Annotated in this window: 12 protein-coding genes; 2 read left to right on the top strand and 10 right to left on the bottom strand. The window is 65.8% G+C overall.

Features of this window, described 5'->3' with window-relative positions:
- Positions 1-52: 52 nt before the first annotated feature.
- From I3J27_RS38050 to I3J27_RS38035, 4 genes are read right to left on the bottom strand one after another with little or no spacing between them, the layout of a single operon-like run.
- Positions 53-442 (bottom strand): MAPEG family protein, encoded by a 390-nt coding sequence (locus tag I3J27_RS38050; RefSeq protein WP_270163931.1) that lies wholly within the window; start codon positions 440-442, stop codon positions 53-55.
- Between the two features lie 28 nt (positions 443-470).
- The gene (locus tag I3J27_RS38045) at positions 471-1,553 is read right to left on the bottom strand and encodes a lipocalin-like domain-containing protein (RefSeq protein WP_270163930.1); all 1,083 of its coding nucleotides are present in this window, start codon (positions 1,551-1,553) and stop codon (positions 471-473) included.
- Positions 1,543-4,005: an ABC transporter permease gene (locus I3J27_RS38040; RefSeq protein WP_270163929.1), complete on the bottom strand. Its 2,463-nt coding sequence runs from the start codon at positions 4,003-4,005 to the stop codon at positions 1,543-1,545. The genes I3J27_RS38045 and I3J27_RS38040 overlap by 11 nt, the downstream gene beginning before the upstream one ends.
- Positions 4,002-4,655 (bottom strand): ABC transporter ATP-binding protein, encoded by a 654-nt coding sequence (locus I3J27_RS38035; RefSeq protein ID WP_270163928.1) that lies wholly within the window; start codon positions 4,653-4,655, stop codon positions 4,002-4,004. Before I3J27_RS38035 ends, I3J27_RS38040 begins: the two co-directional genes overlap by 4 nt.
- Between I3J27_RS38035 and I3J27_RS38030 the strand changes: the two genes are divergently transcribed.
- Positions 4,645-4,806, top strand: a complete 162-nt coding sequence (locus I3J27_RS38030) for a hypothetical protein (RefSeq protein ID WP_270163927.1) — start codon at positions 4,645-4,647, stop codon at positions 4,804-4,806. The two genes, I3J27_RS38035 and I3J27_RS38030, sit on opposite strands and share 11 nt — an antisense overlap.
- Positions 4,803-6,140, top strand: coding sequence for an MFS transporter (locus I3J27_RS38025; RefSeq protein ID WP_270163926.1), 1,338 nt, complete (start codon positions 4,803-4,805; stop codon positions 6,138-6,140). Before I3J27_RS38030 ends, I3J27_RS38025 begins: the two co-directional genes overlap by 4 nt.
- Positions 6,141-6,338: 198 nt before the next feature.
- On the opposite strand, the gene I3J27_RS38020 is transcribed toward I3J27_RS38025, so the two are convergent.
- From I3J27_RS38020 to soxB, 6 genes are all read right to left on the bottom strand, one after another.
- Positions 6,339-8,057, bottom strand: coding sequence for an N-acyl-D-amino-acid deacylase family protein (locus I3J27_RS38020; protein WP_270163925.1), 1,719 nt, complete (start codon positions 8,055-8,057; stop codon positions 6,339-6,341).
- An 81-nt stretch (positions 8,058-8,138) separates the two neighbouring features.
- Positions 8,139-9,359: an MFS transporter gene (locus I3J27_RS38015; RefSeq protein ID WP_270163924.1), complete on the bottom strand. Its 1,221-nt coding sequence runs from the start codon at positions 9,357-9,359 to the stop codon at positions 8,139-8,141.
- A 130-nt stretch (positions 9,360-9,489) separates the two neighbouring features.
- A complete protein-coding gene (locus I3J27_RS38010; RefSeq protein WP_270163923.1) occupies positions 9,490-9,657 on the bottom strand; it encodes a hypothetical protein in 168 nt (55 codons plus the stop codon).
- 80 nt (positions 9,658-9,737) lie between these two features.
- Positions 9,738-10,775 carry an MBL fold metallo-hydrolase gene (locus tag I3J27_RS38005; RefSeq protein WP_270163922.1) on the bottom strand — a complete coding sequence of 346 codons (1,038 nt, stop codon included), beginning with the start codon at positions 10,773-10,775 and terminating at the stop codon, positions 9,738-9,740.
- Between the two features lie 243 nt (positions 10,776-11,018).
- Entirely contained in the window at positions 11,019-11,477 is a 459-nt protein-coding gene (locus I3J27_RS38000) for a DsrE family protein (RefSeq protein WP_270163921.1), read from the bottom strand.
- Positions 11,474-13,225: a thiosulfohydrolase SoxB gene (soxB, locus tag I3J27_RS37995; protein ID WP_270163920.1), complete on the bottom strand. Its 1,752-nt coding sequence runs from the start codon at positions 13,223-13,225 to the stop codon at positions 11,474-11,476. The genes I3J27_RS38000 and soxB overlap by 4 nt, the downstream gene beginning before the upstream one ends.
- Positions 13,226-13,245 lie beyond the last annotated feature (20 nt).

Genomic DNA, 13,245 nt, shown 5'->3' with positions numbered 1-13,245 from the left:
TGCGCTTCGCTTGTCCGGGACGACAGCGGAATGTGTGACCGCTGCTCGCGTCTCACTTCACCAGCCGCAACACCACCGCTCCGAGAGCCCCCGCCCACAGCGCAATGGCCGCGATGCCCTGGATCGCAAAGCCGGGGCCGCGCTTGGCCGCCGCCTGCGAATAGCCGATGAAGTAGACGATGCGGCCGATGATCCAGATCGCGCCGGTCCCGGCTGCAATGGCATCGCTGATATAGATCGCGAACAGCCAGAGTGCCGGCAGAACGATCGGCATCCATTCCAGCGTGTTCGCCTGGATGCGGAAGGCGCGCTCGAAGTCGGGATGGCCCGATGTCGCCGGCACCTTGACGCCCGTCTTCGAACGCGACCGCGAGACGTTCATGATGGTGAAGAAATAAAATGCAATCGCCAGCAGCGTGACGAGGGCGGTGAGATGATACATCGCTCGGTTTCCCCAAAGAGACCGCGCTTCAATAGCCCGTCAGCTCGAGATAGCCAACGCCGTCATGCGTCCCGGCAAAGCTGATCGGCCCTTCCCAGTAGGAGAAGCCGGTCCCCATCCACGCCCCGGGATTGAGCGGCTTGCAGGAAATCGAGAACGAACGCGAGGGGATCGCAATCTGCCATTCCACCGGCAGCTTATGTCCCGCCACCTCGGCCGTCGCCTTCGGCATCATCTGGATATCGCCGCCCGCAATCATCTGCGTGTCGCCGGCGGCACTGATCCAGTTGCCGAACGGGTAGCCCTTGCCGTCGTTCTGGCGCAGCCGGTACAGCATCAGCTTGTCGCCGGATGACAGATGCAGCGACAGCCAGTCCCAGCCGGTCTGGTCGGCGTCGAGCGGCTGGCTGCTCCATTCGCGGTCCATCCAGGCATGGCCGGACACATCGACCGGCTTGTCGTCGATGGTGAGCGTGCCGCGCGCACGGTAGAACGGCTGGCTGTAATAGTACGACGCCTGCCCGCGCTCGGATTTGCGGCTGTAGCCGCGATCGCCCTGCAGCACCACCGGACGATCGGCTTCCAGCGTCAGCGCGTAACTGAAATCCGTGCCGGACGCTTTCAACGTCAGCGGCGCCAGAGTGCGATCGTCGGTGCGCTCAACACCTTTCAGCTCCCAATCGTCGATCCATGCCGCAAACGGCTTTGCCGTGACGCCGGCCTGTCCGATGCCGCCGCGCGAAAACACTTCGTTGAAGCGGTGGGTGTCGGCGCGTGTCACTGCGGCATGCGCCATCCAGATCTGTTGATTGGCCCAGCCCTCGCCTTGCGGTCCCGGCTGCGCCGCCTGGCGAAACAGCGTCCATTGCAGGCCGCAGGCCGCGCCGCTGCTGTCGACGAGGTTTGCCGTGAGATACCACCACTCGATGCGAAACTCCGGATGCGGGCCGTGATCGCCCGGGAAGTCGAACGTCTTTCCCGGCGTCACCTTGGCGAAGCCGTTGGCGGTCTCGCCGAGCCCGGCATAGCCTTGCGCATCCGCGCGGCGGGCGAGCGCGAGCGCGGCGATGCCGCCGGCAAAGGCGCGGCGCGAGATGTTGTCAGCGCTCATTGGCAAACACCTTGACGAGGCTCGCCGGCTGCATCCGCGCCAGCCGGAGCATCGGCAGCAATGCGGCCAGCAGCGAAGCGATCAGCGCGACCACAACCAGCTCGACCAATTGCAGGGGAAACACATGGAACGGCAGCCGCCAGCCGAACGCCTTCACGTTCACGATCGCAATCAGGCACCACGCCACCAGCAGCCCGAGCGGCACGGCCAGTAGCGATGTGAACAGCGCAACCGACAGTGTTTTGGTCAATTCGATCGCGGCAAGGCGCGGCCGCGTGATGCCGACCGCCCAGAGCGGCGCAAGCTGCGGCAGGCGCGAATTCGCCAGCGTCAAGAGGCTGGTCAGCAGCGCGATGCCGGCGACACCGAGCGTGAAGGCATTGAGCGCCGACGTCACCGCAAAGGTGCGGTTGAAGATGCGGATCGATTCTACCTTCACCGTCGCCTGATCCGCGACGCTGCGGCCGTCGAGCGCGAACTGCTTCTGAAGCGCCCCAATCAGGCCGGGGATATTCTCCTTCGCGACGATCAGGCCGATCCGGGTCTGCGGCGTCTGCGGAAAGTGCCGGATCAGCGCCGCGACATTGACGGCGAATTGTCCCTTGGGGTTGCCGTAATCGGCATAGATGCCGACGATATCAAGCTCCCACGCCCCGCCGGGCGCCGGCACTTCGATGACGTCGCCGACGCGGACATTGAGGCGTCGGCTCAATTGCTCGCTGATGAAGGCGGCATTGCCCGGCACGAGCTGCGTCCACGCACGCGGCGCGGTCTCCAGCAGCGGCCAGCGCTCGCGATAGAGGGCGTGGTCGGGCAGCCCAAGCAACTCCACCGGCTGGCCCTGAACCTGCGCCTCGGCACGTCCGCCAGAGAGGACGGCCTGAACGTCGCTGCGCTCCTTCAGCCAGTTCCGGATTGCAACGCCTTGCGCATTGTCGGACGCGCTGATGTAGACATCGGCCGCGAGCCGTCCGTGGAGCCAGCCTATAAAAGTGCGGCTGAAGGTTTCCACCATGGTGGACACGCCGACATTGACGGCGAGCGCAAGCAGCAGCGCCATCAGCGCCAGCGACAATCCAGAGAGCTGTTGCCGGCTGTCCGCCCAGAACCACAGCGCGAGCGGGCCCCGTGCAAAGCGCTGGCCGACGAGCAGGATGATCTCGAGGAAAGCCGGCAGGATCAGCGCCGCGCCGAGCATCAGTGCCGCGAGCACACCGAAGCCCGCGATCAGCGATTGTCCGTAGTGAAGCAGAAGCAGCGCGACCGCGAACACGGCGCAGGCCGCAGCGCTTTGCAGTACCAGCCAGCGGCGCTGCCGCTGCTGCCAGGCGTACGGCTGCGCAGTCGCCAGCACCGGCATCCTGACAGCCTTGATCAGGCTCGTTGCCGCCGCGACCAGCGCGCCGGCAATGCTGATGCCGATCCCGGCAAGCCACCATTCGCTGCGTAGCGTGAGCTGCCCCGGGATTTGCGCGCCATAGAGCCCGCGCAACGATGCCGCCACATCCGGCAATAGCGCCGCCGCGATGAAATAGCCGCAGACGAGCCCGATCAGGCCCGCGACCAGCGCCAGCGCCACCAGCTCGACCACCAGCACCGTGTTGACGAGGCGCGCCGAGGCACCGCAGGCCCGCAACGTCCGCAGCATCGGCAGCCGCTGCTCGAAGGCGAGGCCGACGGCTGAATTCACGATGAAAAGGCCGACGAAGAACGACAGCAGGCCGAACGCGGTGAGGTTGAGATGAAAGCTGTCGGTGAGGCGCTCCAGCTCCGTCTCCGCATTCGGCTCGACCCGCTGCAACTGATTGCCGATGACGCTCGCGAGCGGCGCCGGCTTGCCCTTCGCCTTGCCGATCAGCAGCCGCGACACCTGATCCGGCTTGTTGAGCAAACGCTGCGCCACGCCGATGTCCACGACCAGCACGTCGGGCACGAGTTGCGGCAGCACGCGCAGCGGCGGCAGTTTTGCGCCACTGCTGATCGGCGGTGCGGCGCCTTCCGGCTCCTGCAGATCGGTCAGCGTCTCCCGCGCCACCAGCGTTTGGCCGGGCGGGGCAACGAAACTGCTCAAATTCGAGGCGCCAAGGCGCGGTGCATTGCCGACATCGGCCGGCATCGTCACCGGCTCGATACCGAGCAGCCGCATCGAGCGTCCATTGACCTGGACGCGGCCCTCCAGCACCGGCGAGACCGGCCAGCCGGCGCGGCGGAGCTTGACGAAGAGATCCTGTGAGAACGTCGCGGCGTCAGGCGCGACCAGCATGGCGGTGCGCACGCCGCCGAAGGTTGCTGCCGCGCGATCATAGGCGTTGCGTGCCTGCTGGTTGATCGCCTGCACGCCGCTCCACAGCGCAGTCGCCGCGATCAGGCCGATCAGCAGCGTGGCGAACTGCATCTTGTGCCGCCGCCAATGGCTCAGGAGCACGGCGAGGACCCACAGCGCGCGCCTCATGCGATCCGTCCCGCATGCAGGGTGACGTGGCGGTCGAGCGTGCCGGCCAGATGCAGGCTGTGCGTCACCATCAGGAAGCCGCAGCCGGTGCGCGTGACGAGATCGCGCGTCAGCGCCAGCACCTCGTCGGCGGTGGCTTCATCGAGATTGCCGGTTGGCTCGTCCGCGAGCAGCAGCGAGGGCTTCGTCGCCAGGGCCCGGCCGATCGCGACCCGCTGCTGCTGGCCGCCCGATAATTGTTCTGGATAACGCTTGAGCAGGCCGCCGAGGCCGAGCCGCTCGACCAGCTCCTTGCTCCAGGCTGCATCATGCCGGCCGGCGATCCGTGCCTGGAAGGCGAGGTTATCGGCGACCGACAGGCTCGGGATCAGGTTGAATTGCTGGAACACGAGCCCGATCCGGTCGCGCCGCAGGCCTGCGCGCCCCGCATCGGAGAGCTTGGTGACCTCGATGTCAGCGAGCCGAATCGTGCCGCCATCGGCGGCATCGAGGCCCGCGATCAGGTGCAGCAGCGTGCTCTTGCCGCTGCCGGATTCGCCCGTCAGCGCGACGCGCTCGCCCGCCCTGAGGTCGAGGTCGACACCACGCAGCACATGGACCGGCTCGCCGGCCGAGGAGAAGGTTTTGGAGAGGTTTCGGATGCTCAGCAAGATCGATGCGCCGGACGGAATTAACTCAATGCTGCGTAGCACACTTGCCGTGGAAATGCCGGGTTGCGTTGGCTTCCAAGCCGTTGTTAGCTCCCGGAACGGCCAAATCAAAAAAGTGCCGGCAATTAAAGACATACGGGGAGAACGATGAGCGCTCAGGGAACGCCCGATGCGGCGGGCAGGACGGCAGGGGAATCCAAGCAAACGCCGAAGGGCGCCTGGACCGTCACTTTTCTGCTCTTTCTCTTCATGGTCGTGAACTTTGCCGACAAGATCGTCGTCGGTCTCGCCGGCGTGCCGATCATGACCGAGATGAAGCTCGACGCCGAGCAATTCGGCTTTCTCGGCTCCTCGTTCTTCTTCCTGTTCTCGATCTCGGCCATCGTGGTCGGCTTCATCGTCAACAAGGTGCCGACGCGTTGGGTGCTGCTGACATTGGCGGTGATCTGGGCGCTGGCCCAGTTCCCGATGGTCGGGACCGTCTCGTTCACCACGCTCCTGATCTGCCGTATCGTGCTCGGTGCCGGCGAAGGCCCGGCCTTCTCGGTCGCCGCACACGCGATCTACAAATGGTTCCCGGACGAGAAGCGCACGCTGCCGACCGCGATCCTGTCGCAGGGCTCGGCCTTCGGCGTCATTCTTGCCGTGCCGGCGCTGAACTGGGTCATCGTCAATCATTCCTGGCACTACGCCTTCGGCGCGCTTGGAATCGTCGGTCTGATGTGGGTCTGCGCCTGGCTCACCTTCGGCAAGGAAGGCCCATTGGAGGACACGCAGGTCCTCGCTGCCACCGAGCCGAAAATCCCCTATTTGCACCTGCTGACCTCGCGCACCTTCATCGGCTGCGCGATCGCGACCTTCGGTGCCTATTGGGCGCTCTCGCTCGGGCTCACCTGGTTCACGCCGTTCATCGTCAAGGGCCTCGGCTTCTCGCAGAGCCAGGCCGGGTTCGTCTCGGTCCTGCCCTGGGTGTTCGGCGCGATCGTCGTCATTCTCACGGGGTGGATCTCGCAGGTGATGAACGCGCGCGGCTACACCACGCGTATCTCGCGCGGCGTGCTCGGCTCGGTGCCGCTGATCGTCGGCGGCCTGATCCTGGCGACGATGCCGCACGTCACGGGCGCTGGCCTCCAGATCGCGCTGCTCGTCGTCGGCTCCGGCCTGTGCGGCGCGATCTACGTCGTCTGCCCGCCGATGCTCGGCGAGTTCACGCCGGCCTCGCAACGCGGCGCGGTCATCTCGATCTACAGCGCGCTCTACACGCTCTCCGGCATCATCGCGCCGAGCGTGATGGGCACCGTGATCCAGCGCGCCGGCACCATGCTCGACGGCTACATGACCGGCTTCACCATCAACGCGGTAGTGATGGTCGGCTCCGGTGTGATCGGCCTGCTGTTGCTCTGGCCGAACACCGAAAAGGCCAGGCTGACCCGCGGTGCGGCCGCGCAGGCCGCGCCGCTGAAAGGCGTGGTCTCGCCGACGTAGGGGGCGCTGCTTGCTCCATCACGGCTGTCGTCCCGGGGCGCGCGCAGCGCGAGCCCGGGACCCATCGCCACAGGGAGCAGTTTGGCGATGAGTCGGAGTGACCGCTTCAGCTCTACAACTACTCCCTGTGGTTAGGGGTCCCCGCCTTCGCGGGGACGACAGCGAGTTTGAGGCGCGGTCTTCGCACCGCAGCTTTCGCTAGCTGGCCAGTCCCTGCGCACCCCGAATCAACTTCCCCGGCCGGCGTCCCGTCGCCTCACCCTGTCGCCGCGTCACCACGCCGGACACAATCGTCGCCTCATAGCCGTCGACGTCCTGCAACAGCCGCCGCCCGCCGACCGGCAGGTCGTAATGCACCTTCGGCGGATGCAGATGCAGCCGGTCGTAGTCGATCACATTCACGTCGGCCTTGTAGCCGGGCGCGATCAGCCCGCGGTCGGTGAGGCCGACCGAGAGCGCGGTCTTGCGCGACTGCGCCGCCACGACGAACGGGATCGTCAGCTTCTCGCCGCGGGTGCGGTCGCGCGTCCAGTGCGTCAGCAGATAGGTCGGGAAGCTGGCATCGCAGATGATGCCGCAATGCGCGCCGCCGTCGGAGAGGCCGGGCACCGATTGCGGATCGATCAGCATCTCGCGCGTCGCATCGAGGTTGCCGTCGGCATAATTGAGGAACGGCACATAGAGCATGCCGCGGCCCTCGTCCGACAGCATCGCTTCGTAGGCGAGCTCCTCCGGCTGGCGGCCTTGCTTGCGTGCCTGCGGGCCCAGCGCGTTCTCCGGCGGCTGCTCGTAATCGGGGGGATCGCCGAGCAGGAACATCATGTCGTAGTTGGGCCGGAAGAACAGCGGATCATCGGTCGCGGTTGCCGTCTCGCTCAAAATGGCCTTGCGCATGTCAGCCTGATGCAGCCGTGCCAGCCGCTCTTTCAGCGGCAGATGCGCGATCGCCTTGTAGCTCGGATGGGTCTGGAACGGGTTTCGCGACAGCTCGAGACCAAGCAACAGCCCAACGGGCCGCGCCGCGATCTGCGCGGTGATGGAGAGGCCGCGCTTCGCCGCGGCGTTGATCTCGTCCAGCGTCTGCCGCCAGCGGTTTGGCGCCTTGTCGTTCTGCGTGATCGAGAACGAGATCGGGCACTTCGTGGCATCGGCCACCCGCAGCATCATCGGCAGGTCTTCGTGGAGGGTGGAAAGATCCAGCACGAATTGCAGCACGCTGCGGCCCTGGCTGTGCATCGCGCCGGCAATCGCGGTGAGCTCGTCCTCGCCCGCCTTCAGCGTCGGCGTGAAATCGCCGGTGGAGGTGCGGTGGTTGAGCGTGCGCGAGGTCGAGAAGCCGAGCGCGCCGGAGCGCACAGCTTCGCCTGCGAGCTTGGCCATCGCCGCATTGTCCTCCGCCGTCGACGGATCGCGGCGCGCACCGCGCTCGCCCATGACATAGACGCGCAGCGCGGCATGCGGCAGCTGCGCGCCGACGTCGATGTCGAAATCGCGCCTGGAGAGCCAGTTCATGTAGTCCGGAAAGCTCTCCCAGGCCCAGGGAATGCCGGCGCTCAGGACAGGCTCGGGAATGTCCTCGACGCCTTCCATCAGCTGGATCAGCCGAGTGTGGTCTTCAGGCTTGCACGGCGCGAAGCCGACGCCGCAATTGCCCATGATCGCGGTGGTGACGCCGTTCTGCGACGACGGCGTGATGTCCTGGCTCCAGGTGACCTGCCCGTCGTAATGCGTGTGCACGTCGACGAAACCCGGCGTCACCAGTTTTCCGCGCGCATCGATCTCTTCGCTGCCTTTGGCAGAGACCTTGCCGATTTCGCTGATCCTGCCGCCGGTGATGGCGACGTCGGCCTCGAACAGCTCGCCGCCGCGTCCGTCCGCAACGGTGCCGCCGCGGATCACGAGATCAGGGGTGCTCATGGTGCTTCTTCCCGTTTTTGTTGTTCTGCTTGGGCGCATTTTCGGGCGCGCCGGCGCAGTGTCAACCGTGGGGAAGTGCGCTCAGGGTTGCGCGGCCGCCTTGGCTTGCCGCTTCCGCTCCGTGAACGGCGACAGCACCACCGTCGCGACCATGAAGATCACGGACGCCCCGAACACCCAGTGCGGCGCGCTCTGGTCCATGATCCAGCCGAACAGCAGCGGTGAGACGATGCCGCCGAGATTGAAGCCGGTCGAGACGATGCCGAAGGCGCGGCCAGCGGCGCCGGCAGGCGCGGCGTTGCGCACCAGCATGTCGCGCGAGGGTGCGATCACGCCGGAGAGGAATCCCGCCAGCATCATCGCGGCCGTCAGGGTCCAGCCGGGCAGCGTCACCAGCGCGATCAGCAGCACGATTGCCGCGTTCGCGGCAAAGCAGGCCGCGGCGACATAGCCGTGGCGCTCGGTGCGGTCGGCGAGGAAGCCACCGGCAAGCACGCCGGCAGCGCTGGCGCCAAGGAACGCGGTGAGCGCGACGTTGGCGACGGAGTAGGACGTGCCATAGCCGCTCATCAACGCCACGACGCCGAAATTGTTGATGCCGGCGACCGACAGGCTGAGCAGCATGAATAACGCCGTCAGCGTGATCAGCGCCGGCGTGATCACCGCCTGCTTGGGCGCGGTTTCGTTGCCGGGTTTCTTCTTGTGCGCGCCGGCATCGGGAATGTTCATGACGATCAGCAGCAGCGCCACCGCAACGCCGATCACGCCGGATGCGATCAGCGCGCCCAGGCCGCCGGACACCGTGACGAGCGCAGCGACGATCGCCGGGGCCACGGCGCCGCCGAAATAGCCGGCAAAGGTGTGAACCGAAAAGGCGCGGCCCATCCGCGCCTCATCCATGTGCTCGGCGAGGATCGCGTAATCGGCGGGGTGATAGACGCTGTTGGCGAGACCCAGGAGCACGGCGCAAGCGATCAGCGAGGCGTAGCTCAGATGCAGCCCGAGCAGGATCAGCGCGAGCCCGCCGAGCGTGAGGCCGCCCAGCAAAATCTTGCGCGCGCCAAAATGGTCGACGAGATATCCGGTCGGCGCCTGCGTCAGTCCCGATACCACCGCGGACACGGTGAGCGCAAAACCGAGCTCGACATAACCGACGCCGAGCTGGCTCTTCAGGAACGGGAACAGCATCGGCAGAACGAGCAGGTGGAAATGGCTGACCCAATGCGCGATCGAGATTCCCGTCAGCGTGCGCAGCGCGCTGTCCGCCTTGCCTTGCTGCGGTGCAGCGAGAACATCGACCATTGCAGTTCCGTTTCACGTCCTTGAGAGGACGCGCAAACTATCGGGGACAGCGGTTATTTGTCCATGAACGCCGGCGCATGGCAGGTAGTGCAGGTGGGGCACGCGCGGGATCAAAACCGACTTCCACCTCTCACAACGGCTCGTCATCCGCACCGTAGCGGTCACGCTTCGGCGTCGCGATGTCACCGTCTTCGTACTCGTCGTCGTCGAGCGGCGGCGGGGGCTTTTTCGCCCCGCCTTCCACCTTCTTGTTGTCTGCAACGTTGTGCGGCTCGCTCGGCTTGCCGATCTTGGCCATGGCTGATCCCGGATGGTGATGCTGCACCCGATCCTATCCGGAAGATATGTGTAGTTGCTGACCTATCGCAAGCAGCGTGGTCAGTGGACCAGCGGCCCGCCGGCCTTCTTCCAGGCGTCGATGCCGCCGGCGATGTGGGCGGTGTTGGTGAGGCCGGCCTCCTTGGCAGCGGCGACAGCCATCGCCGAGCGCTCGCCAAAGGCGCAGAAGAACACGACGCGGCGGCCGGTCGCGGCCACGACCTCGCGCAGCATGCCGCCGGGCTTCAGGCTCTCCTCGACGCTGGGGTAGGGTGTGTGCAGCGCACCTTCGAGCATGCCGTGCTTGGCGCGCTCGTTGCTCTCGCGCAAATCGACCAGGAGGATATCGGGGCGGCCAAGCGAGCGGATCGCCTCGACGGCGCTGAGCGCGCGGCCCTCCTTCTCCAGCTCCTCCTGATGCAGGCCGACCCGCATGTTGGCGGGCACCGCCACGTCCATCATCTTCGGATTGGGCAGCTTCAGATTGGCCATCAGCTCGATATATTCATCGACCGAGCGCACCTGCAGCCGCGGATTGTAGCGTTTCTCCTCGCCGATGGTGGAGACGGTGTCGCCCTTGTAGTCGTGCGCCGGGAACACCATGGTCTCGTCCGGAAGCTTGAGCAGCCGGTTGAAGATCGACTCATACTGTGCGCGCGAAGAACCGTTCTGGAAATCGGTGCGGCCGGTGCCGCGGATCAGCAGCGTGTCGCCAGTGAAGACGCGGTCGCCCATTAGATAGGAATAGGAATCGTCGGTATGGCCCGGCGTGTACATCACGTCGAGCGACAGGCCCTCGATCGTCACCTTGTCGCCGTCGGCAACTCGCATCGCCACCACGTCGGCCTTGGTCTGGTCGCCCATCACGGTCATGCAATGGGTGCGGTCGCGCAGCTCGCCGAGGCCGGTGACGTGATCGGCATGCAGATGGGTGTCGACGGCCTTGACCAGCTTGAGGTCGAGTTCGCGCAGCAGCTGGCAGTAACGATCGACCTTCTCCAGCACGGGGTCGAGGATCAACGCCTCGCCGCCGGGCCGGCTGGCGAGGACGTAGCTGTAGGTGCCCGAAACGCTGTCGAAGAGCTGGCGGAAGATCATGGCAGGACCCGGCGTGAAGTGATTTCGAGGATTCTACTACGCCGGGCGGCAGGAGGAGAAGTATTTTGCTGCGCATGAAGTAAAATATAGAAGATTATTATTGCGCCTCGCGCTCGCTGTCATCGCCCGCGAAGGCGGGCGATCCAGTATTCCAGAGGCCGAAGTGGGATACGGAGGGGGCGCGGCGTACTGGATTCCCCGCCTTCGCGGGGAATGAGACCGAGCATGTGGCGGCGGCGAGCCCTACGGCCTCACCACCGTGTACCCATTCTCCGCCAGGAACAGGATCTGCCCGACGCCGACCTGGACCGGTGTCGCAGCCGGGATGAACTCCGGCCGTTGGCCCGTCTCCCGCTCGATCGTGTCGACGGTGTTGAGGCAGATATCGAAGCGTACGCCCTGCGCGATCAGGCTTTCGACCTGCTTGCGGCGCTCGCTGCCTGACAGCAGCAGGTCGATGCCGGGGCCGAACGTGACGACCTCGATCGCGACCTTGTCGGGGTCGTAGGCCTTCAAGAGATTGTTGGCGACGCTCAGCACCAGGGCCTGCTTCTTCGCATCGCCATCGGAGAGCTGGAGCACGATTTTGTGCTCGGCGAACGGCTTGTCCTGGAGCGGCACCTGCTGCGCAGAAGCCGCCGGGCTAGCCGTCCAGGCGAGCAGCGCCAGCATCATCGCGGACAAGATTTGCAACCGCATCATCCCTGTCCCGCAATGCCGGGATTGCCGTCGACGCCTTTCAGCATGACGCCGGAGCCGAGCCGCTCCTGTAACATCCGGCCCGAGCGCAGATATTTGGCGACGACGTCCCACACCGGTGCGCCCTGCTGGCCGTTGACCGAGGCCCAGCCCGCGACCTTGTAGCGATGGCTCGCACTGAGCGTCTTGCCGCCCCCGAGCTTCAGCTCGGAGATGCGGTTGCCGATCGCATCCGTCGGCGTGCAGGTGTAGCTCAGCCCGCCGGCGCGCACCATGTCGCCGCCCTGCTGGTAATAGGGATCGGCATTGAAGAGATTGTCGCAGATGTCTTCCAGCACGTTCTTGATCTCTGCGCCGGTCATCTCCTGCACATAGGTCTCGGGATAGGTGATTGCGGTCTCCGCGAGCAGATCCTCCATGGTCAGCGCCTGGCCCGACAGCGCCGTGACGCCCCAGCGGAAGCCCGGCGACAGCGCGATCTCGGCATTGAGCTCCGTGCGCAGCGCGGTGCAGATCAGCTCGTCGACCGGGCCGGCGAAATTGTCACGGCGATAGAGCAGGCGGTCGGGCGTTGCGATCTTTTCCGACCAGTCGCTCACATGCGGCGCGCGCAGCTTTCCGATCAGCTCGGCCATGGCAGGATCCGGCTTCAGCAGCTCCGAATAGACCGGCAGCAGATGATACCTGATGTCGCCGACCTTGCCCTTGTCGAGCGCGAGGTCGAGCACGCCCAAAAATTTGCCGTTGGACCCGGCGTTGGTGACGAGCGTCGTCCCGTTCGCGTTCTTCACGGCGATCGGCTGCGGCACGGCATCGTGGGTATGGCCGCCGAGAATGACGTCGATGCCGGTGACACGGCTGGCGAGCTTGAGGTCGACGTCCATGCCGTTGTGCGACAGCAGGATGACCGCATCGACCTTGTCGGTGTTGCGCAGGCCGTCGACATGTTTCTGAAGCTCTTCCTCGCGAATGCCGAAGGTCCAGTCCGGCGTGAACCGTCTTGGATGCGCGATCGGCACGTAGGGGAAGGCCTGGCCGATGATCGCGACGCGGCGGTTGCCGAGCTCCTTGATCGTCGACGGCTTGAACACGCGCCCCGTGGCCTTGTCGAAGGCGGCCGCGTCGTTGAACGCGGCTTCCTCGGTCAGGAAAACGTTCTGCGCCAGAAACTCGCCCTTGAAGCGCTCGAGATTGTCGCGCAGCGCCTGCTCGCCATAGGTGAACTCCCAATGCCCGGTCATCGCTTCGATGCCGAGCAGATTGGCGACCTCGACCATGTCGCGGCCCTGCATGACGTTGGCGAGCCCGGTGCCCTGCCAGAGGTCGCCGCCGTCGACGAGCACGGAGTGCTTTTCGCCGGCATCGCCGCGCAGGCGGTCGATCAGCGTCTTCAGATGGGCGAAGCCGCCGAGCTTGCCGAAGCGGCCTGCGGACTTCTCGAACTCGAAGCAGCTGAACGCATAGGCATCGGCGCTGTCGGGCCGGATGCCGAACCGTTCGAGGAAGGCGCGGCCGACCAGATGCGGCGGCCGCCCCGCCATCTCGCCGATGCCGATATTGACGCTGGGCTCGCGGACATAGACCGGGTTGAGCTGCGCATGCGTGTCGGTGGTGTGCAGGATGCGCACATTGCCGAACCGTTCGAGGTCGTAAATGCTCGCGGTCTCGGCGCCGCGCGCAAGCCGCGGCAGGCTGAGCGATGCGGCCGTTGCGGCTGTGCTCTTCAGGAAATCGCGGCGGCGGATCGCCATCTCGAATTCTCCGCCCCTCA

Origin of the sequence: Bradyrhizobium xenonodulans, assembly GCF_027594865.1 — a bacterium.
Classification (GTDB): Bacteria; Pseudomonadota; Alphaproteobacteria; order Rhizobiales; family Xanthobacteraceae; genus Bradyrhizobium; species Bradyrhizobium xenonodulans.
This window is presented reverse-complemented; position numbering and strand designations above follow the sequence as displayed.

Bases quoted from the DNA above. Each gene is read 5' to 3' on its own strand.
- I3J27_RS38050 (WP_270163931.1), bottom strand. From the start codon at position 442: ATGTATCATCTCACCGCCCTCGTCACGCTGCTGGCGATTGCATTTTAT.
- I3J27_RS38045 (WP_270163930.1), bottom strand. From the start codon at position 1,553: ATGAGCGCTGACAACATCTCGCGCCGCGCCTTTGCCGGCGGCATCGCC.
- I3J27_RS38040 (WP_270163929.1), bottom strand. From the start codon at position 4,005: ATGAGGCGCGCGCTGTGGGTCCTCGCCGTGCTCCTGAGCCATTGGCGG.
- I3J27_RS38030 (WP_270163927.1), top strand. From the start codon at position 4,645: ATGCTCAGCAAGATCGATGCGCCGGACGGAATTAACTCAATGCTGCGT.
- I3J27_RS38025 (WP_270163926.1), top strand. From the start codon at position 4,803: ATGAGCGCTCAGGGAACGCCCGATGCGGCGGGCAGGACGGCAGGGGAA.
- I3J27_RS38020 (WP_270163925.1), bottom strand. From the start codon at position 8,057: ATGAGCACCCCTGATCTCGTGATCCGCGGCGGCACCGTTGCGGACGGA.
- I3J27_RS38015 (WP_270163924.1), bottom strand. From the start codon at position 9,359: ATGGTCGATGTTCTCGCTGCACCGCAGCAAGGCAAGGCGGACAGCGCG.
- I3J27_RS38010 (WP_270163923.1), bottom strand. From the start codon at position 9,657: ATGGCCAAGATCGGCAAGCCGAGCGAGCCGCACAACGTTGCAGACAAC.
- I3J27_RS38005 (WP_270163922.1), bottom strand. From the start codon at position 10,775: ATGATCTTCCGCCAGCTCTTCGACAGCGTTTCGGGCACCTACAGCTAC.
- I3J27_RS38000 (WP_270163921.1), bottom strand. From the start codon at position 11,477: ATGATGCGGTTGCAAATCTTGTCCGCGATGATGCTGGCGCTGCTCGCC.
- soxB (WP_270163920.1), bottom strand. From the start codon at position 13,225: ATGGCGATCCGCCGCCGCGATTTCCTGAAGAGCACAGCCGCAACGGCC.